The sequence below is a fragment of the Marivita sp. NO-S04 genome, from assembly GCF_059070475.1.
On the sequence record NZ_CM180980.1, the window covers coordinates 1,797,923 to 1,822,500 of the forward strand.

The window sequence follows — 24,578 nt, forward strand, 5'->3', positions numbered from 1 at the left end:
TGGATACCTGAAACTCCCCGATTTGTTAGCGCCTGTCAATCCGCGGTTGAGCCTGAATTATTGTTGTTTTATGCTGCTTTGCAGAAATTTAGCGCGCGTAAAGGGGCTTTCCTCGCCTTGGATTTTGTGCCTAATTTGATGGCGAAACTCAAAGCGCTTTGGAAAATCCTGTGAATCTCAAGCAACTTTCGGAACATCTCAATCTGTCGCAGACCACTGTGAGTCGCGCACTGAACGGGTATCCCGAAGTCAGCGAAAGCACGCGCACCCGCGTTCTCAAGGCAGCGCAAGATCTCAATTATCGGCCCAACCTGCGCGCCAAAGGGCTTGCGACCGGCCGCGCGCTGGCGATTGGGCACGTGATCCCGGTCTCGAACCAGCACGAGATGGTGAACCCGGTATTTGGGGATTTCATCGCCGGAGCAGGCGAAAGCTATGCCCGAGAGGGTTTTGACATGATGCTCAAGCTCGTGCCCGACAGCGATGAAACCCGCGCCTATGAAGACATCCGTGCGCGCGGCACTGTGGATGGGATCATCGTGCATGGCCCGGTGATCAATGATGAACGCATCGCGCTTTTGTCGCGGATTGGCCTGCCCTTTGTGGTGCATGGGCGGTCAACCGATGTGGCCCTGCCCTATTCTTGGATCGACGTGAACAATCGCGGCGCGTTCGAACGTGGGACACAATTCCTGATCGAACTTGGCCATTGCAGCATCGCGCTGCTGAACGGTCTGGAACACATGGATTTCGCGTTCCGGCGGCGCAAAGGCTATGAGACGGCCTTGCGCAATCACGGCATCTCTGTGGATGCAAGCCTGATGCGCAGCGAAGAGATGACCGAAATCTACGGCTACCGCGCGGCCAAAGAGATGCTGTCACGGTCAAAAAGGCCCACGGCCTTTGTCTGCTCATCGATCATCACAGCCATTGGCGTGCGCCGTGCCGTTCACGAGGCAGGGTTGGTGTTGGCGCGCGATGTGTCGATCATCACCCATGACGACGCGCTCAGCTATCTTGAGAACGGGGATGACGTACCGATCTTTACCGCCCTGCGGTCGTCGGTGCGCTATGCCGGGGCCGAGGCGGCCGACATGCTTCTGTCGCTGATCGCGATCCCCAAGAACGCGCCCAAAACCCGCCTGCTTGAGGCGGACCTGATCATCGGCCGGTCCACCGGACCCGCTGTAACCTGAAGGACACCCCTATGTTGAACTTCAAACGGCAGGACTTTCCTGACGATTTCATCTTTGGCTCTGCCACATCCAGTTACCAAATCGAAGGTCACGCCTTTGGCGGCGCGGGCAAGACCCATTGGGACACCTTCGCGGCGACACCGGGAAACGTGGTGCGCGCCGAAAACGGCGACCTTGCCTGTGACCACTATCATCGGTTCGAAGAGGATTTTGATCTGGTCAAAGCCGCCGGATTGGACGCCTACCGTTTTTCGACAAGCTGGGCACGAGTGATGCGCGAGGGGCGTGGCGCCCCCAACCCTGAAGGTCTTGATTTCTACGACCGACTGACCGACGCGATGCTCGAACGCGGGCTGAAACCCTGTGCCACGCTTTACCATTGGGAACTGCCGGTGGCGCTCGCGGATCTGGGCGGCTGGCGCAATCCGGACCTGCCCAAGTGGTTCGGCGACTTTACCGAGGTGATCATGGGCCGGATCGGCGACCGCATGTTTTCGGTCGCCCCCATCAACGAGCCGTGGTGCGTTGGCTGGCTGTCGCACTTCCTTGGCCATCACGCGCCGGGCCTACGCGATATCCGCGCAACGGCGGGCGCGATGCATCATGTGCTCAAGGCGCATGGCACAGCTATTCAGGCGATGCGCGGTTTGGGCATGGGCAACCTTGGCGGTGTGTTCAACATGGAATGGGCGACGCCTGTCGATGACAGCGAAGCGGCGAAAAAGGCGGCAGAACTGTACGACGGCTATTACAACCACTTCTTCATGTCCGGTGTTTTCAAGGGCTCCTACCCCGAGAACGTGATGGAGGGGTTGGAACCGCATATGCCCAAGGGCTGGCAGGATGATTTCGGGGTGATCCAAAGCCCTCTCGACTGGTGCGGGATCAACTATTACACGCGCAAGATCATTGCGCCGAATGATGGTCCTTGGCCCAGCCATCACGAGGTCGAAGGCCCGCTGCCCAAAACCTTCATGGATTGGGAGATCTACCCCGAGGGTCTGTATGATTTCCTCACCCGGACCGCGCGCGATTACACCGGCGACCTGCCGCTATATGTCACCGAAAATGGAATGGCATCACCGGACGTGATCGAAAACGGCGTGGTGAATGACCCCGGCCGCATCGACTACCTCAACCAACATATCGCCGCTGTGCAGCGCGCCATGGCAGATGGAGCACCGGTGAAAGGCTATTTCATCTGGTCGCTGATGGACAATTACGAATGGGCGCTTGGCTACGAGAAACGCTTTGGCCTTGTGCATGTGGATTTCGATACACTGGACCGCACGCCCAAATCCTCCTATCACGCGCTCAAATCCGCGTTGACCGGGACCTGACATGACCAATACCACGACCCTGACCGCCTTGGTCGCCGATCTGGGCGGCACCAACACCCGTGTCGCCCTTACTGACGGCGCAAAAGTTCGAACCGATACAATCAAACGCTTTCGCAATGCCGAGCACCCCGATCTGCTGTCGGTCTTGCGTGCCTACATGGCAGAGCAAACCGTGGTCCCGGATGCGGCCTGCGTGGCGATGGCAGGACCAGTGCGTGACGGGGTTGGCGAATTGACCAACCTCAGCTGGACCGTCGATCGCGCGTCCGTGGCCGAGGCGACAGGCGCGGGCACTGTAGCGGTGCTGAACGATCTGCAAGCACAGGGTCACGCGCTAGACCTGCTGACCCCCGATGTGCTGCAAACCATCCTGCCGGGCCAGACTGCAGGGGATCACGCAGCGCGTCTGGTGATTGGTGTGGGCACAGGTATGAACGCAGCGGCCGTTTACCGTCTTGGGGATCGCACGCTGGTGCCCCCGTCCGAGGCAGGTCACGTGTCCCTGCCCGCCCAGAACGCCGACGAATTGCGGCTTTTGGATTGGATCGCGCGCAAACATGGGACGCCGGGCTTTGAAGACGTGCTGTCCGGGCGCGGGTTCGAGCGGGTCTACGAATGGCTTTGCGACGAGGCGGGTGTCGATGCGCCGCTTGATGCGGGCGGGATCATGCAAGCGGTGAACGAAGGATCGAACCAAATCGCCGAAGACGCAGCGCGGGTGTTCATTCGCATGATGGGTCGCGCTGCGGGAAATCTGGCGCTGGTGCATCTGCCGTTTGGCGGCATCTACCTGATCGGCGGTGTCGCACGCCATTTCGCACCGCACCTGTTGCGGTTGGGCTTTCAGGACGCGTTCTACGACAAGGGCAGGTTCTCGATCTTCATGGAACAGTTCCCAGTGCATCTGGTCGATGACGACTATGCCGCCCTGACCGGATCAGCTGCCCACCTGTCCGAACTGATGGGTTAGGATTTCACCTGCCGGATCACACCGGCAGGACCAAGGATTTTTCCCTCTATTTCAACATCATGCGGGTTATGGTTGAACCAGAACCGCTCGGTCCCTGTATCGCGCAGTCGGACACCCATCGGCAAGACTGTGGTGTCCACCTGGGCACGGTCGCAGATATCTTTTACCAAACGGTCAAAAAACGCATCATCCCCCCAACCACCACAATAGGTGATGGTGCCAGAGCGCATCGCGACCGGCATTCCTGCCTCTGTCAAAAACAGACTTTCTGCTTCACCTTCAAGATGTTCAAACCAGTTCTTAATGTGACCTCCACCGCTGAGTGGGATGGGCATGTCGGGACGCAGGGTTTCCAGACGGGACACGGTCGCGTCCAGTCCCGGCCATGCAGGTGGCAGCGGCACAGGAATGGTGAAGTCGCCATCACGGGCGGCTGAACGGGGGCCAATAAGCACGTCAGCCCCACTGTCAGACAAGGCCGACTTAAGCTCGTCGGGCATTGTCATCATGCCGGGGGCGGCAACGACGCGATACCCTGTGAAATCGCGCTGTGTCGGCGGCAGGATATCCACCGTCACCCCCGCCCGTCGAAGCGCTCGGTAGAGGTCAAAGACCAGACCGAAATAGTCCATGCCCTGCCCCTGTGGCTGGACCTCCCAAGCCCATGCGGCATCGTAGTCGAAGATCAGCGCGACGGGGGCTTGGGTGATCGCCACGTCTGGCGCGTCGGCCAATTCCTGCGCCACCTGCTCGGCTTCAACATAGCCCGGTGCGATCACGCTATCGGGGCGCAACAGGCCCGCGTGAAGCTGCTCCTGCGCAAAGGGGGCCTGACGCCAGCGAAAGTAACACACCGCCTCGGCCCCATGGGCGAATGCCTCCCACGTCCAGAGGCGCACCATGCCAGGCAGAGGTGCCGGGTTATAGGGCGCCCAGTTCACCGGGCCGGGTTGTTGTTCCATCACCCACCAGCGGCCTTTGCCCACAGCCCTGTAGAGATCATGGTGGAACGCCTGAAAGTCGGGATCGCCTTGGCGGGCATAGTGGCGCTGTTCCTCTGCCGTTGCACCAACGCGGTCTTCGAGGAAGCCCAGCGGATAGCTGTCCCATGTCGCGATCTCGAGGTCTTCGCCCACTGCGAAATGGTCGAAATCGGTGATCCGCCCCATGTAATTGTGCGAGATCGGCGCGTCGGAATACTTGCGGATGATGTCCACCTGCGCCCGGTTGAAGCGCACCACCTGATCGGACGAGAACCGCCGGAACGCCTGCACATGGGCGGGGTTTGGTTCCGTTACGGTCAGGTTCGGCAGGTCGATATGGTCGAAATCATCATACTCCATCGACCAGAACACGTTGCCCCAAGCGGCGTTCAGCGCGTCGATGTCGCCGTCATTGCCCTTTCCCGGATAGCGCGTGCGCAGCCAGCCGCGGAACGCCTGACGCGCGGCGTTGGAATAGGAAATGATCGTGTCGTGACAGCCGTATTCGTTATCGGTCTGCCACGCTGCGACATGCGGGTTGCGACCATAGCGCTTGGCCACTTCGGTGACGATGCGACGGCATTCGTCAAGATAGCCTTCATGGCTAAAGCAGTAGTGGCGACGCGATCCGAACCCGCGCGGGTGGCCTTGGGCATCAACAGCGAACATGTCGGGATGTTTGTCGCAGAGCCAGCGCGGCGGTGTCGCTGTGGGGGTGCCAAGAACCACCTTGAGGCCTGCCGCGCCCAAAACCTCGATCGCCTCGTCCAACCACTCCCAGCGGAAATCGCCCGAAGCGGGTTCGATCCGCGACCACGCGAATTCACCGATGCGGACCCAGGTGAGGCCAAGCGCAGCCATGCGTGCGGCGTCTTCTTCCCAGATCGCGCGCGGCCAGTGTTCGGGGTAATAGCAGGTGCCAAGCGTGCGTTTCATAGGATGACTTGGTGTTCTTTCTGGCCTTTGGTGCCTGAGGGGACGGCGAATGTCATTCCGTCACTGTCGCTGGCCGGGTTCAACCCATCGGCAGCGCTGGTGATGTAGAGGGTGCTCAGATCCGCCCCACCGAAGGCCGGGCAACTGGTTTGCGATGCAGGAACCGCTATCGCGCGGATCAACACGCCATCGGGGCCGTAACACGCGACCCGTGACGCGCCCCATTGCGCGACCCAGAGATTGCCATCCGCATCCACCACCGCGCCATCTGGGTTCAGACCTTCTCCCCCCAAGTCGGTAAAGAGTGTCGGTTTGCCGTCCGGGTAGCCGTCGTCGTCCAACGCCACCTTCAGGATCTTGCGCTTGCGCGTGTCGGTGTAAAACGCGTGGCTGCGATCCGGCGCGAAACAGATGGCGTTCGAAATGGTGATCTTGTCGAACAGCTTGGTCAGTGTGCCGTCAAAATAGCGATAGATTGCGCCCGCACTTGGTTCCGCGTTCTTGCCCATTGTGCCGATCCAGAACCCACCCCACGGGTCAGCGCGGCCATCGTTGGACCGGGTGATTGGGTTGTCGGATTCGAGCGGATGGACAAACGTGCTTTCTCCGGTCTGCGTGTCCAACACCGACAACGATGTTTCGCTGGCGATCAGCAGAACGCCCGTGTCGACCCATCCTGCCGCCGAGACATGTTCGTCGAAATCCCAGCTTTGCTCATCCGTCCCGTTGCTGCGGTAAAGCCGTTTGCCAAGGATATCGAACCAGTAAAGCACCTGTTCTTCGGGGTGCCAAAGTGGCCCCTCGCCAAGGGTACAGATCGTCGAGCTGAAGATATTGGCCATCAAGGTTTTCCCGCATCATAGGCCGCAACGATGTCTTTCGCGCGTGCCTTGATGTCGTCCACCGATGCCCCCGGTTTGTAAAGCGCTGATCCGATCCCGAACCCATCCACACCCGCCGCAAACCAGTCGGCGAAATTGGACGAACTGGCCCCACCCACGGCAAAGGTTTGCGTGCCTTCAGGAAGGACCGCCTTGATCGCCTTGAGGCCATCCGGGCCGATCAATGAGCCCGGAAAGAGTTTCAGCCCGTCCGCCCCATTGCGCAGCGCGGTAAAGCATTCGGTGGGCGTCATCACACCGGGAAAGCTTTGCAAGCCCAATTGCTTGGTCGCTACGATCACGCGCGGATTGCAGTCCGGCGATACCACCATGCCAGCACCGATCTGGTGTAGGCGTTGCACGTCGTCCGGCGTTAAAACCGTGCCCGCGCCAATGAGAGATTGCTCTCCGAACGCATCCACCATGGCCTTGATCGACGTGAACGGATCGGGCGAATTCAATGGTACTTCTATCGATGTGATGCCCGTGTCGATCAGCGCTTCGGTGATCGGCACAGCCTCAACCGGGGTGATCCCGCGCAGGATGGCGATGATCTTGCGGGTCATTGCGTGGTCTCCTTCAGGCCGGCATAGGCGGCTTTCAGCCCTTCTAGCGTCATACGTTCCGCATCAGTGCGTTCAACTGGCAAACCTTGCGCACCCAGCGCATCGGCGTAGGCCTTGCAGAGCTTGTCGTCACCGATCAGCGCGACATGCTGGCCCAGCCAATAGGGTCGCGACGCTGCAAGCTCTGCGCCGATCAACAGACCTGACAACCGCGCGCGGGCCTGATCTGCGTGAAGATCGTTCAACAACCCCTCGGCGCGTATGGAAAAAAGCCGCGCGGCAAGCTCTGCTGGGTTGGACATGCCGCTGGAGACCGCATCGGCAAATATCGCAGCATCCCAGCCGTCGCCCGCCACTGTGTGACGAAGGACAGACTGTTGCGACAGGAGCGCGAACATCTCTCCGGTCATGAAAGTGCGGAAGCTGACAATCTCACCCGCGCTGATATGCACCCATTTCGTGTGTGTGCCCGGCAGGCAGATCACGCCATCGAATTTCTGGTTCAGCGCGAGGAAGCCCGCGATCTGCGTTTCCTCTCCGCGCATCACGTCCGCCGGGCTGGTTTGCTTGACCCCGGGTAAGATGTGAACCGACAGGCGCGGGTCCGTCGTTGTCACACGGGTCGCGCGGTCGATCCCCGGCGGGGTGCAGGGGGTGGCTATGTATTTCGCCTCGGCCCAGCCCTGCCGCGATCCGGCCATGCCACAGACCACGACGGGCGTTTCACCCGTTGCCAGCAGGTCACCAGCGAGATCCAGCAGCGCAGGTTCGAATTCGTCGCGAGTGAGACCGCCCATGCCTGCATCATTCGTCCTGCGGGTGAGCACCGCTCCATTCCGCGACATCGCCCAGACGCGCAAATGGGACGTGCCCCAATCGACTCCGAGCCAATCCGTCATGCCGCCACCGTGACCACACCACCATCCACAGCAAGCGTCTGGCCCGTCATCATGCGGCTGGTCTTTGACGCTAGGAACAGAGTGGCATCGACCACGTCCTGTTCAACGAGGTGCTCTTTCAAGCATTGCTTGTCGAGATGGGCGGCCAGTGATGCGGGGTCAGCCCACAGCTCTTTCTGTTTCGGCGTCAGCACCCAGCCGGGAGCCAACGCATTGGCGCGGATGTTGTCGGGGCCAAATTCGCGCGCAAGGCTGCGGGTCATTCCGGTGATCCCGGCATTTGCCGTGGTGTAGGCGATATATCCAGCATTTCCCATCATATAGCTGATGGAGCTGAAGTTGATAATGGCACCGCCGCTTGCCGCCTGCATGCCGGGAATGACAGCCTGACAGGCGAAGAAATAGGCATCGAGATTAATCGACAGCGACCAATCCCAAAATTCCGGCTCCACGTCGAGCGCGTTGTGGCGTTTGTCATTTGCGGCGTTGTTGACCAGAACGGTAATCGGACCGTGGACCTCAGCTGCCTGCGTGATCGCAGTTTGCAGCGCGGCGGTGTCGGTGATGTCGCATTGGATGAACAGCGGCGCTGTCCCGTGTTTCGCCTCCATCTCGGCCACAAAAACCGACGCGTCAGAGCGGCCGACAAAGGCGACCTTCGCGCCCTGCCCCAGAAACCCGTCCGTCAGCGCCGCGCCAATGCCCGAACCGCCGCCCGTGATGAAAACGGATGCATCCTTGAGGTCGTGGAATGTCGCATAAGAAGTCATTCAGGCGGCTTTCTTCAGTCGAGCAAATTCTGGCAGCATGTCGCCATGAGCCGCCAGCAGATCGGTCACAAGGCTGTGGATCTGGCGCAGGTCCAATTCGGCAGCGGTGTGCGGGTCCATCATGGCGGCGTGGTAGACATGTTCGATGTCCTCGTCCACCAACGCGCGCACGACAAGTTCCTGCACGTTGATCTGCGAGCGCATCAGCGCCACCAGCTGCGGCGGGATGTCGTCGATCACCGAAGGCTGGATGCCGTTTGCGTCCACCATGCATGGCACCTCCACCGCCGCACCCTTGGGTAGTTGCGGCGACTGACCCCGGTTCGGCAGGTTGCCATAGATCGTGTAAGGTTGGTTGGTGACCATGGCGTTCATGATCTCGGCCGCGAACTCATGACTCTTCTTGAAGTCGATCTGATCCGCCGTGCGGTAGGCTTTCGCCTGATCTGCCCAATCGGCCATCTGCTCGATGCAGCGCTTGGGATATTCATCCAGCGGCACGCTGAACGTGTCGATCAGGTCCGCACGGCCATCTTTGATGAACCACGGCACGTATTCGGCCAGATGTTCCGAGCTTTCGGTGCAGAAATAGCCCAAGTGGTCCATCACCTCGTAGCGCACCTTGTTGGCACAGCGCGGCATCAGCAGCGGTGGTTTGGGAAGGCTGCCGTTGCGATAGCCGTCGCGCAGCGCGGGATAGAGCGGCTTGCCCTTGTGCGTCAGGTCCAGAAAAAACGCCACATGGTTCACGCCTGCCACACGGTAGCGGATCTCGTCCTGTGGCAAGTCCAGATCATGGGCCAGTTCCTGAACCGTATTCTGCACGGAATGGCACAGGCCCACCTGTTTCACATTCGGATAGCGTTCGGCCAGCGCCCAAGTGTTGATTGCCATCGGGTTCACATATTGCAGCAGGGTGGCGTTCGGGCACAGCTCTGCCATATCCGCCGCCACGCGCCACAGATGCGGAACGGTGCGCAAACCGCGCATGATGCCACCCACGCCCAGCGTGTCGCCGATTGTCTGACGCAACCCGTATTGCTTCGGAATGTCGAAGTCGATCACGGTCGACGGCTCATAACCGCCGATCTGGAACGCGGTCACAACGAAGTCGGCCCCCGCCAAAGCGCGGCGTTGGTCCGTCGTTGTCTCCACCTGCGCCGATCGCCCCGAGGCGGCGATCAGCTTGCGCGCAACCAGTGCGGATTCCTCCAGCCGCTGCTCATTGATGTCCATCAGCGCAAAGGTGGTTCCTTCCAGCGCCGGAAAGTGAAGAACGTCGCCCACGATGTTCTTCATGAAGATCGTCGAGCCTGCGCCGATAAAGGCGATACGTGTCATGGTCTTTGGTCCTTATTTCACCGCGCCCAATGTCAGGCCCGCGATAAAGTGTTTCTGCATGAGGAAAAACATCAGCACCGGCGGCAGGGCCGCGACGATGCTGCCCGCGCTCATCAAGTGATAGGCAGCACGGTACTGTGCGTTGAAGCTGGTGATGCCAGCGGTCACGGGCTGTGCGTCCGGCCCTTGGGTCAGGACAATGGCCCAGAAATAGTCGTTCCAGATGAAGGTGAAGATCAGCACTGCCAATGCGGCCAGAGCAGGCTTCATCAGCGGCAGCACAACGAACCAGAAGATCCGCCACTCCGCGACCCCCTCAACCCGCGCCGCTTCAATGAGCGGAAACGGCAAAGCGCGGATGAAGTTGCGCATGAACAGCGTACAGAACCCCGTCTGAAACGCGATGTGGAACAGCACGAGGCCCGTCTTGGTGTTATACAGCCCAAGGTCCAGCGTCAGGTCGCGCACCGGGACCATCAGGATCTGGAACGGCACGAAATTACCCGCCACGAACATGAAGAACACCCAGATGTTCGACCGGAAATTGTAGACGCCAAGGGCAAACCCCGCCATAGCCGACAAGGCCACGGCCCCAATCACCGTGGGCACGGTGATCAGCACCGAATTCAACATGTAGCGCGGCATGTCAGAGTTGAAGAACACCTGCCCGTAATTGTTCATAAATTCGAACGACCCCGGCATCCCCCAGTAATTGCCTTGGGTGAAATCCGATGCCGGCTTAATTGAAAACACCGCTACAGCAATCAGCGGCAAAAGCCAAAGGATCAACGCGATGGGAAGCATGGTCTTGTAGGCCGTCTGCGCAGACGCACTGGCCTGTTGAATGGGACGTGGGAACATCAGAATACCCCCCGTTCAAAACACCACGGCATGATCTTCATCTTGCCAAATAAACTCCCGCCGGAGGCTCCCGTCAGACACCACATGCTCAATGCCCCTTCTCTTCGCGGTACATCGACCAGAGGAAGTAGGCGATGAAGACCAGCATGATGAGGAACAGAACCACAGCAATCGCCGCGCCATAGCCCATGCGGAAGCCGTATTCCGACAGCGCCTTTTCGAACATATAGAAGGACAGCACGCGGGTCTGCCCGAATGGGCCACCATTGGTCATGATCGAGATGAGGTCAAAGGACCGCAAAGCGCCGATGATCGTTACGACAAATGCGATGAAGGTGGCGGGTTTGAGTTGCGGGATGATCACGTACCACAGCATCTTCCAGCCCTTGGCTCCATCCAGCCGCGCGGCTTCGACCTGTTCAGGGTCCACAGCGTTGAGGCCAGTGAGATAGAGGATCATGCAGTAGGCCGTTTGCGGCCAAAGCCCAGCAAGGATAATACCGTAGGTCGCCAGTTTCGGATCGCCCAGAACATTGACCGGGCCAAGGCCGATCATCGCCAGCATGTTCGACAACAGGCCTTCGTTGGGCAGGTAGAACCACGCAAAGACAAGGCCGACAACGACCTGCGACAGAACAAACGGAAAGAAAAACAATGACTTGTAGATACGGATACCCGCAACCGTCTGATTCAGGAACAATGCGATGAAAAGGCCCGCCGGGATCGCAAGCAGATAGCAGACCAGCCATTTGAGGTTGTTCCACAGCGACACCTCGAAGGCGCGGTCGTTCATCAACTCGGCATAGTTGCCCAAGCCGATATACTCCGCCTGCCCCAGCCCGTCCCAGTCGTAGAGCGAGATCGAGAAGCTCTGGAAGATCGGGATGATGACATAGACCGCAAAGAACAGGATCGCAGGCGCAAGGAACAACCACGGTGTGACCGCAATTTCGTTGCGCTTGTACCAGCCGCGTTTCGGCGGGTCGGTGTCGGGCAAAGCTGCAGTGGTCATGGTCGGGTCTCCTCCACACGGGCCACGCGAAAGCCGGATCGCGGCTTGCGGATGGGCCGCGATGGGCCGGGAATGTCCCGGCCCACGCGTGATTGGCTTATTTGTAGACGCGCTGGCGTACCTGTTCGAGGCGGGCCAAAATATCGTCGAGGTTGTCAGGCAGCACCATGAATTCCTGGAAACCTTGCATTGCCTCAGCCGCCATTTCCGCCGGGAAGTCACGGTCAAAGAACTGCGCAACGCCGCCCGGGCTGTTCGACGATAACATCGCAAAGCCCTGTTCGAGGAACTTGTCTGCGTCGATCGATGCGGATGCGTTCACCGGAAGCTGGCCGAGGTTTGCGCCATTGTTGATCTCGGTCTGTTCCTCCGCCGATACGACGAACCGCAGGAATTCACGCGCGGCCTCCTTGTTGTTGGCATTGGCCGGGATGTGGAACGTGTCAGTTGGCGCATCTTCGGCCAGTGCTACACCTTCGGTGATTGCCGGGAACTGATAGAAGTCGAGCTGGTCATCGCTCAGCCCCGCTTCGCGCAGCGGTGCGACAGCGAAGTTGCCCATCAAATACGCTGCAGCATCACCGTTGACCATGAAGGGCAGCGCTTCCTGCCAGCTGTAGTTCTGGTGGTTGTCGACATACCCGCCCATGTCGATCAGCTCGCGCCAGTTGGCGAATGTCTGACGCACGCGGTCGTCCGTCCAAGCCACGTTGCCAGCTGCCATTTCCATATGGAAATCATAGCCATGCGTCCGCAAGTTCAAGTAATCGAACCAGCCGCCAGCTGTCCAAAGGAACTTTGTGCCGATGGTGTAGCACTTCACACCATTGTCCAAAAGCGTCTGACAATTGGACTTCATCTCGTCCCAGTTGGTCGGCTCACTCAGACCGTATTGGTCGTAGATATCTTTGCGGTAATAGATGCCCCACTGATAGTAGGTATAAGGCACGCCCCACTGTTTGCCGTCGATGGTCATCGCGCCCTTGGTCGATGCGAGGTTGTCGGCAATCGCGGGTTCGGCCCAGAGGTCGGACACGTCTTCGAACAGACCTGCCTCGACATAGGGGCGCATACGGTTCGCTGCGTACCATGTCGCCACGTCCGGTGCGTCGGCGGTCAGGAAGTTGCGGATCTGCGTCTTGTAGGCTTCACGGTCGATCACTGTCGTTTCGATGTTCAGCTCTGGGTGCTGCGCACCAAAGCGTTCGATCATCGCTTCCATCGTGGCGCGCGGCGCCGGGTTTGATGTGTCGAGGAATATCTTCAGATCGCCACTAAGCGAATGGCTTCCTGCAAATGCCGTCGAGGCTGCAAGTGCAGCCGTCAGCGCCAGTGCTGACGCTTTCAATGTGGAACGCATGGTATCCTCCCTAATGCTCCCAATTCTGGTGCAAGGTTGGTTTCATTATTTGAAACCTTGTTTTGCATATTGAAATCATAACAGCGACTCGCCTATGCTTGTCAACAGCCGACGGAACGCGACCTGCGGCTAAGGGAGGAAATCGCGAACATGACATCGGTCGAACGAAACGATGGAACCGTGGGCAAAGCCCTGTCTGTACTGGACCAGATTGCGTCGTACGGGCGCCCTGTGCGTTTTGGCGAACTTCTGGCTGACTCCGACATGCCCAAGGCCACGCTGTACCGGTTTGTGCAAACCCTGACCAACCAAGGCATGTTGCAATATGAACCCGAGCGCCAAACCTACGCGCCGGGGCTGCGGCTTGTGCGGTTGGCCCATGCCGCGTGGGCGCAATCCTCGCTCGCGCCGGTTGCCCGCCTGCATGTCGATGCGCTCAGCGCTGAAACCGGAGAGACCGTCCATCTGGCGCAACTTGACCATGCGCAGGTGCTCTATATCGACAAACGCAACGCCCGCGACCCGGTTGAAATGTTCAGCCAGGCGGGCAAGGTCGGACCCGCCTACTGCACCGGTGTTGGCAAGGCGATGCTGGCCTTCCTGCCCGAACCCGAATTGCAGACCGCCCTCGCCCAGCAAAGCTGGCACCAGTTCACATCCGCCACACATGGATCGGCTGAAAGCCTGCAGCGCGAACTGGCAGAGATCCGCGAAGAAGGGCTGAGCTTCGACCGCGAGGAACACGAGATCGGCATTGTCTGCGTTGCGGTGCCGATCCTGAATTCCCAATCCCGCCCACTAGGTGCCTTGTCCGTCACAGGCACCACCCGGCGCACCAATCTTGACGCGCTGCGCGATCTTGGCCCGCGACTCAAACAGGCAGCGGCGGCGATTGCACGCGATGCCGAAAGCTGGCTGTTCCCGCGCACCTCTGCGCGGCCCACACACCATAATAACGGAGAGATGTCCCATGTCCGGAGTGACGCTTGACACTGTCATCAAACGCTATGGCAACACGCAGGTCATCCACGGGATTGATCTGGACGTTCAGGAGGGAGAATTCTGCGTCTTTGTCGGACCATCGGGCTGCGGCAAGTCCACCCTACTGCGGATGGTGGCCGGGCTTGAAGAAACCACCGAAGGCACGATCCGCATCGGTGCCCGTGATGTGACGCGGCTCGACCCGTCGGACCGGGGCGTGTCGATGGTATTTCAGACCTATGCGCTGTATCCACACATGACGGTCGAAGAGAACATGGGGTTCGGGCTCAAGATGACCGGCCATCCGTCATCTGAGATCAAGTCCAAGGTCGCTGAGGCGAGCCGCATCCTCAAACTGGACGACTATCTCAAGCGCAAGCCCAAAGCCCTGTCCGGCGGCCAGCGCCAACGCGTTGCCATCGGCCGGGCCATCGTGCGCGGGCCGGAGGTGTTCCTCTTCGACGAGCCGCTGTCGAACCTCGATGCCGAACTGCGCGTCGAGATGCGCGTGGAGATTGCCCGTCTCCATAAGGAGATTGGTGCCACGATGATCTACGTGACCCACGATCAGGTCGAAGCAATGACGCTGGCCGACAAGATCGTCGTGCTGCGCGCCGGTCGCATCGAACAGGTCGGCGCCCCGATGGACCTCTACCGCGATCCCGACAATCGTTTTGTTGCAGGGTTCATCGGATCTCCGTCGATGAATTTCATCCGCGGCACGGTCCAAGGCGCAGAGGTCGTGTCAAACGGCTTGGCCCATGCGGTGCCCCAAACCGGGTCTGCGCAAGACGGCCAAGAGGTCTTGATCGGTCTGCGGCCGGAGCATCTAACGCTGAAAGCAGGATCGTCGCACCGGGTCGACCTTACGGAAAGCCTTGGCGGCGTGTCCTATGTTCACCTGATCGGACCGGATGGCGGGAAGATCATCGTCGAGGAACGTGGGGATCACAGGTCTGCAATTGGCGACCAGGTCGATCTCGTGGTTGATCCCGACCACATGTATCTGTTCGATGCGACATCCGAATTGCGGCTGCGGTAAATTCCACAGAATTTTCCAAGCACATTAAAGGGTTTGCGCAGCTCGTTTTGCCTCGCGTTCAGGTTGCATCCAAAGATATTGCTCCCAGCCCTAAAGAGATATTTTTTTGCGTCGTTTTTTCCTTATGTCCCGTACGGGATTTGGAAAACAAAGGGCAATAATTGTGTCTCAAAATATTGATAAGTCAGAAACCAAAACGGAATTCGAAGCAGCGCCCCTGCCGGCAAATGAGGCGGCGCGCAATGCAAGGGTTCTTCGATCTGGCGTAATGGATGTTCACCAAGAAGACCGATACGGCCTTTATGTCGATCTTGCGAAACTCATCACCGACTGCCCTGTCGCGTATACGGGGTTGCTCGACGATGATCGCCAGTTCTTTCTTGCCAAGGATTTCAACGGGCTGCTCGACACTGATGAAGTGCCGCGCCACCTAACGCTGTGCCAATACGCTCCTGGATCAACACAGCCTATGATCGTGCCAGATCTGCGGGAACATCGTAACCGCGCCATTGGCACCGCCTGCCTGAGGTTGGTGCGGTGATCTAAGACACGTGTTTAACTACGTCGTTAGCGACGTGTCTTATGCGGGGTCCCTGATGCGTGGTGAAATTCTTGGGATGGAGCGGCGGCGCTTCTGGCGTGATGAGGACAAGCTCGAGATCATCATGTCGGTCGGGGTTGGTGGCACAACGGTGACGCAGGTGGCGCAGCGCCATGAAGTGACGCGGCAGCAGATTTACGCTTGGCGGCACGACCTGAAGAAGAAGGGTCTGTGGTCGCCGGAGGCCGGGGCGCTTTTCTACCCTTTGGATATGCCAGTGGCGGCTGGAGTGCCGACAGCGCAGGATACGGCCGCTGAAACGTCGCCACCGGTTGCGGTTGAATTGCGTTTGCGTGGCGGCCGTAGTTTACATTTTGAAAGCACGATTGATCCGACTGCACTGTCGGTGCTGATCCGCGCGGTGGACGCCGCATGATCGGTCCCGGCACTGGTGTGCGTGTGTATCTGGCGTGTGGTGTCACGGATATGCGAAAGGGAATCGCGGGGCTGGCCGCTTTGGCGCAGGATGTGTTGCGTCAGAAACCAGCCAATGGTGCGGTATTTGCGTTTCGTGGGCGACGCGGGGATCGTATCAAGCTTCTGTTCTGGGATGGCCAGGGGTTTTGTCTCTACTACAAAGTCTTGGAGCGTGGCCGCTTCCCCTGGCCGAATGCTGCGGATGGGTCGATGCGGCTAACATCAGCACAGCTCGCGATGCTGTGGGAGGGGATCGACTGGAGACGTCCGGATTGGGGCGCTCCGCCAGCGCGCGTGGGGTAATTCTGCGCACGAATTATCGTTATTTATATGGCGCTTGAGCCTGTTTTTTGGTAGTCAAGCGCATGTCTGAACCTGCTGAAAACCTGCCTGATGATCCCGCTGAATTGCGCGCTATGATCGCTGCTCTACAGGCTGAAAACCTGCGGATCGCGGCAGAGAACGCCAAGATATCGGCCACGCTACGGGTTCACGACCAGCTGGTGCAAGCCCTGCGCCTACGGATCGCCAAGCTTCAGAAACTGGCCTTCAGCAAATCCTCGGAAAAGATTGAGCGCGAGATCGAACAGCTGGAACTGGCGCTTGAAGACCTGCTGGTTGCCGTGGCCGAAGACGATGAAGCGCCAATCGACGAAGGGCCGGATGAGCCATCAGCGGAAGCTGCCGATGCGCCCACTTTGCGCCGCAAGCCACGTGTCTCGGATGCGACCCCGCGCGAACGCCGTGAACTGGACCCCGGTGCCTGCTGCCCCGACTGTGGCGGCGATCTGCGTGTGGTGGGTGAGGATGTCAGCGAACTGCTGGACATGATCGCCGCTCAGATGAAGGTGATCCAGATTGCCCGGATCAAGAAATCCTGCCGCCGGTGTGAGCGGATGGTGCAGGAACCAGCACCCAGCCGTCCGATCCCCGGCAGTATTGCAGGGCCGAACTTGCTGGCCCATGTGCTGGTCTCGAAGTTCGACGACCACCTTCCGTTATATCGCCAGCACGAGATCTTCGCCCGCATGGGAGCAGACATTCCCGAAAGCACGCTTGTTGGCTGGTGCGGGCGAGCCATGAAGACCTTACAGCCGCTCATTGTACGGATCGAGGCGGACATCATGGCCAGCGACCTGCTGCATGCGGACGACACCCCCATCCGGGTGCTTGATCGCAGCATGCGCAACAGAGGGCTTGGCAAGGGTGTCAAGCAGGGCCGGATCTGGGCCTATGTGCGTGATCAGCGACCCTGGGCCGGGGCATCACCACCGGGTGCTGTCTATCGCTTTGCGCCAGACTGGAAGGAAGAGCACGTCCTCAGTCATCTGTCCGCAGCGCAGGGCATTCTTCAGGCCGACGGCTACAAAGGGTATGCCAAGCTTTACGCGCCAGAGCCTGACGGCACAGCCCGTTTGCGGGAGGCCGCCTGTTGGGCGCATCTGCGGCGCGACTTCCATGACTTTTGGACCTCAACCAAATCCGAGATCGCTCGCGAGGCGCTCGACCGGATCGGAAAATTCTACGACATCGAGCGCGATATCAACGGTCAGCCCGCCAACGTCCGCTATGCGGCACGTCAAAAACTTACCAAGCCCAAGGTCGAGGCTTTCTTTGCTTGGTCTGAACAGCAGCTTCTGCGCATCCCCGGCAAAAGCGATCTAGCCAAGGCGTTCCGCTATGGCCTCGCGCGGAAGGAGGCCTTCAGCCTGTTCCTGAACGACGGGCGTGTGGCCATCGACAACAATCCGGCCGAACGCGCCCTGCGCCCGATTGGAATAGGACGTAAAAACTGGCTCTTCGCGGGCGCAGATACCGGCGCGGAAACCCTCGCGCGCGCGATGACGGTCATTGAAACGGCCAAGCTGAACGGTCTTGACCCGCTGGCCTATCTTGCTGACATCCTCGACCGCATCCACGATCACAAGATCAACCGGCTTGATGAATTGCTGCCTTGGAACTGGGCGCCGATCGCATCCGTGAAGAACAGTCAAGCCGCGTAAGCTGCGGTATCAATGGCGTGGTTACGGAACATCCAAAGCTCAAGCACAACCCATTGGTCACGGCATCTCCGAATTGGGTCTTCTGGGGCGCGTATCCGTTGGTCACACAAGATGGTCTCGTTCTGGGAACCCTTTGCACAGTCGACTACAAACCCCGCTCCATGGAGCCTTTCCAAATCCAACAGATGCAGGCTTTGGCGAACAACCTGACATTGCTTGTCACGCTACAAATGGATGAGCGCGATGCTGTCACAGAACGCATGGCAAAACTCGCGGCGTATTTCCATCGCAATCACCCGGACCTGCGCCCAATTGAATTGGAGAATTTCCTGAACCTGTGTTCCGGCCAACCCGTTAACCGCCAAGACCTTCAGCGCCTGGCGCAATGGGGCATCGTCGCATTGGACGACAACGCACCGGACCTGACCGCCAAGGGTCGGGAAATCCAGGCAGAGCACGGTCTGCACGCCGCAACCTTCCGTCGTCAGGCACTGGCGCAACGCACCGCAGTCGATATCGAAGACCTTTTTGCGATGATCGATTGAAACAGGACACGACATGTATACCAAGATTTATCAAATCAAGACATCCACCCTCGCCGAGGGAAAGATCGCCGCGTCCTATGTTGCCGAAGAACTTGGCGGGAAGATTTCGCAATTCAATATGACGGCACTCAACGTCCTTCTGTGCAAAGAAGGCGCTCTGTACGTGACTATCAATTTTGACGAAGCATCAGATATGAAGGTCTTTCAGACAGCACAGGTTGAACTGTTCGAAAATCTGCGCAAAAGCCTGAAGTGTCACACGATGGACTTTCAGGCGATCCCGGTCTTCCGCTACGAACGCGAGGCGACCAACGCGGCGATGGAGAACTTGGCGTCCTGACGCACAAGCGTTTCAGCGTCAGTTGATCGGCACGGAAACCTTGAATTGAACGGTCTCGATGCCGGGGTTGTCGTCGTAGATCCCGGCATTCGACCTATGGTCATAGCTCAGCGCCATCCGCCAGCCGCGCCGGTTTTCGTAACCGAACTCGATGCCAGACCGGAATGCAATCGGTCCGCCAAGATCAAAGCCACCGTTGTCGAAATACAGCCCCGGCATGGAATGCAGTTCAGCATATGCGCCGCTGCGGCCAAAAGGGATCGTGTAGGTGGAGCCGAATCCGATCCACGTCTCTCCGTTTTCGCCGATCGACAAACCGGCGGCATTCCCAAACGGCCCACGCTTATGGCCAAGATCGTAGCGAAGATAAACCTCTCCCGCAGGATCGGCGTGACGCTCCAGAACCTCGCCCCCAGAGATCGAAAACCGCGGCGTGGCGTCGGATTTCCCAAGACAGCCCGCCTCCGTCCCGCAATGGTTCATACTCATGTCGGTCATGCCAAGAATGAAGAGAAGTGCCGCGAAGGTGCCGTCCGCCATTTGAAACCGTCCTATGCCATGGGCCCGTATGATCACGCATGATGCAAATCACGTCCTATGTCCAGTTGAGCACGTCACTTCTCGCAGACGATCCGCCAGTGCGAAACGACTGGAGCGAAACTGAACGCCGGATCACGAAAATTTTGATTTTTGCAGGTAATCGGGCACTGTTAGCAGAGCGTAACGATCCTATTTCAGAGTTCAATTCTCAAATCGACTTTTCGAAAGGACTATTCATGTCCATGACCTTGTTTACCCAGGCGTACAAGAAAGCGCGTGAGATATTCGAGACCCAGAAATTCGCAGGTGGCGATCCCGATTGGGAAAAATTCCTCAAGAACGACGTCGCCAGCTTGTCGATCCTCGCAAATGGTGGGCCTAACCCCGCCCATGCGGATGGGTGCGATAAGCTGCGCAAGAAGCTCTCGGATTCTCTGCCGACAGGCATGTTCGGACGTCTTTTCACACATGAAGGCGATATCATCTGGCAAGCCGCGGGTTCGGATAACGGCGGCACACAGATCGAGCGCGCCGCCGCGATCAAATTCTTACGGCACCTATACCGGGCACACAAACGCGGCGGACAAGATGTCTGGGTGTTCAACCCACCGAAAGCGCACAAGAAATTCGTCTTCGATGAAGTGAAAGGCTTTGCCATTCTCAACAAGCACAAATTGGGGCAGGCAGACGAAATCTACTCTGATGACGAAATGAGACACATGTGTTCCGCGCTGGCGCTGGCATTGGCGTCGTCCCAAAAGGCGCAAATGAAAGTGAACTCGCCCGACGATGCAGTGCGAGCCTGCGTCAAGGATTGGTTCTGCGACGATCACAGCTCTGACACGCAGTTCAACACGGCGATGACCAAGCTAAAAGCAGGTCTTCCCAAGATCGTCAACGCCTGCAATTCGAACAGTCTGGTGTTCAGCGACGACCCAACCAGCAGAAAGTCGCGGGCGAAAACTTATGGTCTGGCCTTGCCCGGAGGAGAAGGTGGAGGGTTTCCGGTGATCTATCTTGAAGGGCTGTTCACCCGGATGACTGGCAATTCCGGCAAGCTTTGGCTTTGCGCAGAAACCATCATACATGAATTGACCCACACAGAGTTGAGCACAAAGGACGTCTTTTATGATTGTGAGGGTCTCAAGCCGTCTGGCAACAGATTTTCAAGCGCTGATGCGCTGTCTAATGCTGACAGTTGGGGCTACTTTGTTATGGATATCGACGGCAAACTCTCTGCCGCAGACAAAAAACGCATTCTGGTCACCCCATAGGCTGGAGGCAGAGATGATCAAATCCGCAAAACGCGCCGCCCCTGATCCTGTGCCCCCGGTTATCGTTGGGGATGTGAGATACGAAGTGATCCATTTTGGGCGCCGTGAAGGTCTAGACCAGAATGGTGGATATATCGTGGCCAAGACTGACAAGACAGGCGAGGTTCTTTGGACGCTCAAGGTCTACGACGTCGTGTATGACCCAAATGGAAAGGAGGGCGACAGTCAGGATGTATTTATTGCCACGATGCGCAAGATGTGGTTTCGCCCAAAACTTTGGATTGCTGATGAGCTTGGTCGCAGGTTTGTGGTCGACCTGAACAGCAAGACTGTCTCGCCGTGACGCGGCTGTGATATATGCGGCTACGAATTTAATTCGTGGCTGATATAACAGCCTCGTTGGCGGGTGTATTTGGCAATTATGTGATTGTACATCGATTGAGAGATTGGGGATTTTATTAGGTTTGGCGGTGACCTACTCTCCCACGACTTGAGTCGCAGTACCATTGGCGCGGTGGCACTTAACGGCCGGGTTCGGAAAGGGACCGGGTGTATTGCTCACGCTATGACCACCAAACCGAATAAAATCCCCCTCGCATCTCGGATGCGAGGGGTGGCAGGCAGGGTATGACGCAGTCATGCCTGAGCTGAGCATCTTTGATGCCAGCGAGTTGCCACACCGCGTCATTCCGGGTGCGAAGTAATCAACGAACCACATTTTTGATGTGGTTTTGTTGTCCGAGGCAAGTATTTTCACTTTGGTGTTTGTGCTTTTGATCATTGGTCCAGTTTCCGCGGCTCGGATTGAGCGTTGGTTTTGTTGTTACTGGATCAAATCAAGCCTATCGGGCCATTAGTACCGGTCAGCTGAACGCATTGCTGCGCTTACACCTCCGGCCTATCGACGTGGTGGTCTACCACGGCCCTCAGGGATACCTTGTTTTGAGGGGGGCTTCCCGCTTAGATGCCTTCAGCGGTTATCCTTTCCGATCATAGCTACCCTGCACTGCGGCTGGCGCCACAACAGGTCCACCAGTGGATCGTTCACCCCGGTCCTCTCGTACTAGGGGCAACTCCTCTCAAGTATCCTACACCCACGGCAGATAGGGACCGAACTGTCTCACGACGTTCTAAACCCAGCTCACGTACCTCTTTAAACGGCGAACAGCCGTACCCTTGGGACCTGCTCCAGCCCCAGGATGAGATGAGCCGACATCGAGGTGCCAAACACTGCCGTCGATATGGACTCTTGGGCAGTATCAGCCTGTTATCCCCGGCGTACCTTTTATCCGTTGAGCGATGGCCCTCCCACTTGGGACCACCGGATCACTATGGCCGTCTTTCGACTCTGCTCGACTTGTCAGTCTTGCAGTCAGGCTGGCTTCTGCCATTGCACTCAACGAGCGATTTCCGACCGCTCTGAGCCAACCTTCGCGCGCCTCCGTTACGCTTTAGGAGGCGACCGCCCCAGTCAAACTACCCGCCACGCAGGGTCCCGGATCCGGATAACGGACCGCGGTTAGACATCAAGAGTGCGAAGGGTGGTATCTCAAGGGAGGCTCCACGATGACTGGCGTCACTGCTTCAAAGCCTACCACCTATCCTGCACATCACAATCCTGATGCCAGTGCGAAGCTGTAGTAAAGGTGCACGGGGTCTTTCCGTCTAACCGCGGGAAGCCTGCATCTTGACAGGCAATTCAATTTCGCTGAGTCGATGTTGGAGACAGCGGGGAAGTCGTTACGCCATTCGTGCAGGTCGGAACTTACCCGACAAGGAATTTCGCTACCTTAGGACCGTTATAGTTACGGCCGCCGTTTACCTGGGCTTCAATTCAGAGCTCTCACCCCTCCTTTTAACCTTCAGGCACCGGGCAGGCGTCAGACCCTATACGTCGTCTTGCGACTTCGCAGAGCCCTGTGTTTTTAATAAACAGTCGCCACCCCCTGGTTTGTGCCCCCAGCCCCTAGTTGCCTAGGAACCGGGCCTCCTTCTCGCGAACTTACGGAGGTATTTTGCCGAGTTCCTTCAACATCGTTCTCTCAAGCGCCTTGGTATTCTCTACCAGTCCACCTGTGTCGGTTTAGGGTACGGTCTGATGATGGAGCTATTTCCAGGAACCTCTGAACGGCCCCTCCAATCCGATAAGGAGGAACAATCTTCGAGATCCGTCACTTCCATCTGGCCCACGAATATTAACGTGGTTCCCATCGCCTACGCCTTTCGGCCTCGGCTTAGGAGCCGGCTTACCCTGCTCAGATTAGCTTTAAGCAGGAACCCTTGGACTTTCGGCGAGAGTGTCTCTCACACTCTTTGTCGCTACTCATGTCATCATTCTCACTAGTGATCTCTCCACCGGATCGCTCACACGCCGGCTTCACAGAATAGACTTTGTCTATTCTGACTTCTTTTGTGCACTACCGCCTCCGGCTACTTGAGTGCGAACACTCACGGAACCAATGCAGCAATACAAAAAACCAGAATAAGACGAAGTCTAATGTCACACTACGCTCTGCTACCATGCACTATGTGCATCCTAAGCTTCGGCTCATGGCTTGAGCCCCGTTACATCTTCGCCGCAGGACAACTTATTTAGACCAGTGAGCTGTTACGCTATCTTTAAAGGATGGCTGCTTCTAAGCCAACCTCCTGGTTGTTTTGGTCGTCCCACCTGCTTTCCCACTTAGCCATGAATTGGGGGCCTTAGCTGTAGGTCAGGGTTGTTTCCCTCTCCACAACGGACGTTAGCATCCGCTGTGTGTCTGCCATCTAGTACTCCCCGGTATTCGGAGTTTGGTTAGGATCAGTAAGCCTGTGGGGCCCCATTACCCATCCAGTGCTCTACCCCCGGGGGTATTCGGATGACGCTCTACCTAAATAGATTTCGCAGAGAACCAGCTATCTCCGAGTTTGATTGGCCTTTCACCCCTAGGCACAGCTCATCCCGATCCTTTTCAACGGATGTGGGTTCGGTCCTCCAGTTGGTGTTACCCAACCTTCAACCTGGCCATGCCTAGATCACTCGGTTTCGGGTCTGATCCATCTAACTCATGCGCCCTATTCAGACTCGCTTTCGCTGCGCCTACACCTAACGGCTTAAGCTTGCTAGATAGACCAAGTCGATGACCCATTATACAAAAGGTACGCCGTCACCCCGCAAGGGGGCTCCGACTGATTGTAGGCGTTCGGTTTCAGGTACTGTTTCACTCCCCTCGTCGGGGTGCTTTTCACCTTTCCCTCACGGTACTGGTTCACTATCGGTCAGTAAGGAGTACTTAGCCTTCGAAGGTGGTCCTCCGATCTTCAGACAGGATTTCACGTGTCCCGCCCTACTTAATACGTCCCATCACGCTTCCTATACGGGGCTGTCACCCGCTATGGCTGTGCTTTCCAGCACATTCTAGTCACGCTCAAGGCTCGGCTGGTCCCCGTTCGCTCGCCGCTACTAGGGGAGTATCAATTGATGTCCTTTCCTCCGGGTACTTAGATGTTTCAGTTCCCCGGGTTTGCTCTTAAAACCCTATGTATTCAGGTAATAAGTACCTGTTTCAGCAAGATATAAGCTGCCCGAAGGCAATTATATCAAACTGTCAGGTGGGTTGCCCCATTCGGAAATCCATGGATCAAAGCTTATTCTCAGCTCCTCATGGCTTATCGCAGAGTATCACGTCCTTCATCGCCTCTTACTGCCTAGGCATTCACCAAACGCCCTTCTCGCGC

At 57.9% G+C, this 24,578-nt stretch carries 23 protein-coding genes and 2 rRNA genes (1 of these 25 cut by a window edge); 13 read left to right on the forward strand and 12 right to left on the reverse strand.

Annotated features, from left to right (window positions below; genetic code table 11):
• Window positions 1–170 precede the first annotated feature (170 nt).
• Genes ACK3EW_RS09430 through ACK3EW_RS09440 form a run of 3 tightly spaced genes read left to right on the forward strand, consistent with a single transcriptional unit; the run spans window position 171 to window position 3,506 of the window.
• The gene (locus ACK3EW_RS09430; RefSeq protein WP_493809364.1) at window positions 171–1,196 is read left to right on the forward strand and encodes a substrate-binding domain-containing protein; all 1,026 of its coding nucleotides are present in this window, start codon (window positions 171–173) and stop codon (window positions 1,194–1,196) included.
• A gap of 11 nt (window positions 1,197–1,207) precedes the next feature.
• The gene (locus tag ACK3EW_RS09435) at window positions 1,208–2,536 is read left to right on the forward strand and encodes a GH1 family beta-glucosidase (RefSeq protein WP_493809365.1); all 1,329 of its coding nucleotides are present in this window, start codon (window positions 1,208–1,210) and stop codon (window positions 2,534–2,536) included.
• A gap of 1 nt (window position 2,537) precedes the next feature.
• A complete protein-coding gene (locus ACK3EW_RS09440) occupies window positions 2,538–3,506 on the forward strand; it encodes a glucokinase (protein WP_493809366.1) in 969 nt (322 codons plus the stop codon).
• On the opposite strand, the gene ACK3EW_RS09445 is transcribed toward ACK3EW_RS09440, so the two are convergent.
• From ACK3EW_RS09445 to ACK3EW_RS09485, 9 genes are all read right to left on the reverse strand, one after another.
• Window positions 3,503–5,425: a beta-galactosidase gene (locus ACK3EW_RS09445; RefSeq protein WP_493809367.1), complete on the reverse strand. Its 1,923-nt coding sequence runs from the start codon at window positions 5,423–5,425 to the stop codon at window positions 3,503–3,505. The two genes, ACK3EW_RS09440 and ACK3EW_RS09445, sit on opposite strands and share 4 nt — an antisense overlap.
• Complete coding sequence (locus tag ACK3EW_RS09450; protein ID WP_493809368.1) at window positions 5,422–6,267, reverse strand: SMP-30/gluconolactonase/LRE family protein; 846 nt, start codon at window positions 6,265–6,267, stop codon at window positions 5,422–5,424. Before ACK3EW_RS09450 ends, ACK3EW_RS09445 begins: the two co-directional genes overlap by 4 nt.
• On the reverse strand, window positions 6,267–6,872 hold the full coding sequence (locus tag ACK3EW_RS09455) for a 2-dehydro-3-deoxy-6-phosphogalactonate aldolase (protein WP_493809369.1): 606 nt from the start codon (window positions 6,870–6,872) through the stop codon (window positions 6,267–6,269). The genes ACK3EW_RS09450 and ACK3EW_RS09455 overlap by 1 nt, the downstream gene beginning before the upstream one ends.
• Window positions 6,869–7,771 (reverse strand): 2-dehydro-3-deoxygalactonokinase, encoded by a 903-nt coding sequence (locus ACK3EW_RS09460; RefSeq protein WP_493809370.1) that lies wholly within the window; start codon window positions 7,769–7,771, stop codon window positions 6,869–6,871. The genes ACK3EW_RS09455 and ACK3EW_RS09460 overlap by 4 nt, the downstream gene beginning before the upstream one ends.
• Entirely contained in the window at window positions 7,768–8,541 is a 774-nt protein-coding gene (locus ACK3EW_RS09465; protein ID WP_493809371.1) for an SDR family NAD(P)-dependent oxidoreductase, read from the reverse strand. The genes ACK3EW_RS09460 and ACK3EW_RS09465 overlap by 4 nt, the downstream gene beginning before the upstream one ends.
• On the reverse strand, window positions 8,542–9,882 hold the full coding sequence (locus ACK3EW_RS09470; protein ID WP_493809372.1) for an alpha-glucosidase/alpha-galactosidase: 1,341 nt from the start codon (window positions 9,880–9,882) through the stop codon (window positions 8,542–8,544).
• A 12-nt stretch (window positions 9,883–9,894) separates the two neighbouring features.
• On the reverse strand, window positions 9,895–10,743 hold the full coding sequence (locus ACK3EW_RS09475; RefSeq protein ID WP_493809373.1) for a carbohydrate ABC transporter permease: 849 nt from the start codon (window positions 10,741–10,743) through the stop codon (window positions 9,895–9,897).
• 88 nt (window positions 10,744–10,831) lie between these two features.
• The gene (locus ACK3EW_RS09480) at window positions 10,832–11,755 is read right to left on the reverse strand and encodes a carbohydrate ABC transporter permease (RefSeq protein ID WP_493809374.1); all 924 of its coding nucleotides are present in this window, start codon (window positions 11,753–11,755) and stop codon (window positions 10,832–10,834) included.
• A gap of 97 nt (window positions 11,756–11,852) precedes the next feature.
• Window positions 11,853–13,115: an ABC transporter substrate-binding protein gene (locus ACK3EW_RS09485; RefSeq protein WP_493809375.1), complete on the reverse strand. Its 1,263-nt coding sequence runs from the start codon at window positions 13,113–13,115 to the stop codon at window positions 11,853–11,855.
• A gap of 150 nt (window positions 13,116–13,265) precedes the next feature.
• On the opposite strand from ACK3EW_RS09485, the gene ACK3EW_RS09490 reads away from it, so the two are divergent.
• From ACK3EW_RS09490 to ACK3EW_RS09525, 8 genes are all read left to right on the forward strand, one after another.
• The gene (locus ACK3EW_RS09490; RefSeq protein ID WP_493809376.1) at window positions 13,266–14,105 is read left to right on the forward strand and encodes an IclR family transcriptional regulator; all 840 of its coding nucleotides are present in this window, start codon (window positions 13,266–13,268) and stop codon (window positions 14,103–14,105) included.
• A complete protein-coding gene (locus tag ACK3EW_RS09495; RefSeq protein WP_493809377.1) occupies window positions 14,086–15,138 on the forward strand; it encodes an ABC transporter ATP-binding protein in 1,053 nt (350 codons plus the stop codon). The genes ACK3EW_RS09490 and ACK3EW_RS09495 overlap by 20 nt, the downstream gene beginning before the upstream one ends.
• Window positions 15,139–15,406: 268 nt before the next feature.
• Window positions 15,407–15,679 (forward strand): hypothetical protein, encoded by a 273-nt coding sequence (locus tag ACK3EW_RS09500; RefSeq protein WP_493809378.1) that lies wholly within the window; start codon window positions 15,407–15,409, stop codon window positions 15,677–15,679.
• A 55-nt stretch (window positions 15,680–15,734) separates the two neighbouring features.
• Window positions 15,735–16,115 carry an IS66-like element accessory protein TnpA gene (tnpA, locus tag ACK3EW_RS09505; protein ID WP_493806895.1) on the forward strand — a complete coding sequence of 127 codons (381 nt, stop codon included), beginning with the start codon at window positions 15,735–15,737 and terminating at the stop codon, window positions 16,113–16,115.
• On the forward strand, window positions 16,112–16,459 hold the full coding sequence (tnpB, locus tag ACK3EW_RS09510) for an IS66 family insertion sequence element accessory protein TnpB (protein WP_037967155.1): 348 nt from the start codon (window positions 16,112–16,114) through the stop codon (window positions 16,457–16,459). Before tnpA ends, tnpB begins: the two co-directional genes overlap by 4 nt.
• 62 nt (window positions 16,460–16,521) lie before the next feature.
• Entirely contained in the window at window positions 16,522–18,159 is a 1,638-nt protein-coding gene (tnpC, locus tag ACK3EW_RS09515) for an IS66 family transposase (protein WP_493806894.1), read from the forward strand.
• The gene (locus ACK3EW_RS09520; RefSeq protein ID WP_493809379.1) at window positions 18,111–18,704 is read left to right on the forward strand and encodes a hypothetical protein; all 594 of its coding nucleotides are present in this window, start codon (window positions 18,111–18,113) and stop codon (window positions 18,702–18,704) included. Before tnpC ends, ACK3EW_RS09520 begins: the two co-directional genes overlap by 49 nt.
• 13 nt (window positions 18,705–18,717) lie before the next feature.
• Window positions 18,718–19,044 (forward strand): hypothetical protein, encoded by a 327-nt coding sequence (locus ACK3EW_RS09525; RefSeq protein ID WP_493809380.1) that lies wholly within the window; start codon window positions 18,718–18,720, stop codon window positions 19,042–19,044.
• Between the two features lie 18 nt (window positions 19,045–19,062).
• On the opposite strand, the gene ACK3EW_RS09530 is transcribed toward ACK3EW_RS09525, so the two are convergent.
• Window positions 19,063–19,584 (reverse strand): acyloxyacyl hydrolase, encoded by a 522-nt coding sequence (locus tag ACK3EW_RS09530; protein ID WP_493809381.1) that lies wholly within the window; start codon window positions 19,582–19,584, stop codon window positions 19,063–19,065.
• 242 nt (window positions 19,585–19,826) lie between these two features.
• On the opposite strand from ACK3EW_RS09530, the gene ACK3EW_RS09535 reads away from it, so the two are divergent.
• Window positions 19,827–20,858 (forward strand): M35 family metallo-endopeptidase, encoded by a 1,032-nt coding sequence (locus ACK3EW_RS09535; RefSeq protein ID WP_493809382.1) that lies wholly within the window; start codon window positions 19,827–19,829, stop codon window positions 20,856–20,858.
• 13 nt (window positions 20,859–20,871) lie between these two features.
• A complete protein-coding gene (locus tag ACK3EW_RS09540; protein WP_493809383.1) occupies window positions 20,872–21,201 on the forward strand; it encodes a hypothetical protein in 330 nt (109 codons plus the stop codon).
• A gap of 119 nt (window positions 21,202–21,320) precedes the next feature.
• Here ACK3EW_RS09540 and rrf read toward each other — a convergent pair.
• Both rrf and ACK3EW_RS09550 read right to left on the reverse strand, forming a co-directional pair.
• Window positions 21,321–21,435: ribosomal RNA gene (gene rrf / locus ACK3EW_RS09545) — 5S ribosomal RNA — on the reverse strand.
• A 255-nt stretch (window positions 21,436–21,690) separates the two neighbouring features.
• A 23S ribosomal RNA gene (locus ACK3EW_RS09550) occupies window positions 21,691–24,578 on the reverse strand; it runs 6 nt beyond the window's last position.

Excerpts from the sequence above, each read along its gene's own strand:
- ACK3EW_RS09470 (WP_493809372.1), bottom strand. The coding sequence starts at position 9,882 with ATGACACGTATCGCCTTTATCGGCGCAGGCTCGACGATCTTCATGAAG.
- ACK3EW_RS09475 (WP_493809373.1), bottom strand. The coding sequence starts at position 10,743 with ATGTTCCCACGTCCCATTCAACAGGCCAGTGCGTCTGCGCAGACGGCC.
- ACK3EW_RS09440 (WP_493809366.1), top strand. The coding sequence starts at position 2,538 with ATGACCAATACCACGACCCTGACCGCCTTGGTCGCCGATCTGGGCGGC.
- ACK3EW_RS09480 (WP_493809374.1), bottom strand. The coding sequence starts at position 11,755 with ATGACCACTGCAGCTTTGCCCGACACCGACCCGCCGAAACGCGGCTGG.
- tnpB (WP_037967155.1), top strand. The coding sequence starts at position 16,112 with ATGATCGGTCCCGGCACTGGTGTGCGTGTGTATCTGGCGTGTGGTGTC.
- ACK3EW_RS09525 (WP_493809380.1), top strand. The coding sequence starts at position 18,718 with ATGTATACCAAGATTTATCAAATCAAGACATCCACCCTCGCCGAGGGA.
- ACK3EW_RS09540 (WP_493809383.1), top strand. The coding sequence starts at position 20,872 with ATGATCAAATCCGCAAAACGCGCCGCCCCTGATCCTGTGCCCCCGGTT.
- ACK3EW_RS09490 (WP_493809376.1), top strand. The coding sequence starts at position 13,266 with ATGACATCGGTCGAACGAAACGATGGAACCGTGGGCAAAGCCCTGTCT.
- ACK3EW_RS09500 (WP_493809378.1), top strand. The coding sequence starts at position 15,407 with ATGGATGTTCACCAAGAAGACCGATACGGCCTTTATGTCGATCTTGCG.
- ACK3EW_RS09495 (WP_493809377.1), top strand. The coding sequence starts at position 14,086 with ATGTCCGGAGTGACGCTTGACACTGTCATCAAACGCTATGGCAACACG.
- ACK3EW_RS09460 (WP_493809370.1), bottom strand. The coding sequence starts at position 7,771 with ATGACGGATTGGCTCGGAGTCGATTGGGGCACGTCCCATTTGCGCGTC.
- ACK3EW_RS09485 (WP_493809375.1), bottom strand. The coding sequence starts at position 13,115 with ATGCGTTCCACATTGAAAGCGTCAGCACTGGCGCTGACGGCTGCACTT.
- ACK3EW_RS09530 (WP_493809381.1), bottom strand. The coding sequence starts at position 19,584 with ATGGCGGACGGCACCTTCGCGGCACTTCTCTTCATTCTTGGCATGACC.
- ACK3EW_RS09450 (WP_493809368.1), bottom strand. The coding sequence starts at position 6,267 with ATGGCCAATATCTTCAGCTCGACGATCTGTACCCTTGGCGAGGGGCCA.
- ACK3EW_RS09535 (WP_493809382.1), top strand. The coding sequence starts at position 19,827 with ATGACCTTGTTTACCCAGGCGTACAAGAAAGCGCGTGAGATATTCGAG.
- ACK3EW_RS09435 (WP_493809365.1), top strand. The coding sequence starts at position 1,208 with ATGTTGAACTTCAAACGGCAGGACTTTCCTGACGATTTCATCTTTGGC.
- tnpC (WP_493806894.1), top strand. The coding sequence starts at position 16,522 with ATGTCTGAACCTGCTGAAAACCTGCCTGATGATCCCGCTGAATTGCGC.
- ACK3EW_RS09445 (WP_493809367.1), bottom strand. The coding sequence starts at position 5,425 with ATGAAACGCACGCTTGGCACCTGCTATTACCCCGAACACTGGCCGCGC.
- ACK3EW_RS09465 (WP_493809371.1), bottom strand. The coding sequence starts at position 8,541 with ATGACTTCTTATGCGACATTCCACGACCTCAAGGATGCATCCGTTTTC.
- tnpA (WP_493806895.1), top strand. The coding sequence starts at position 15,735 with ATGCGTGGTGAAATTCTTGGGATGGAGCGGCGGCGCTTCTGGCGTGAT.
- ACK3EW_RS09455 (WP_493809369.1), bottom strand. The coding sequence starts at position 6,872 with ATGACCCGCAAGATCATCGCCATCCTGCGCGGGATCACCCCGGTTGAG.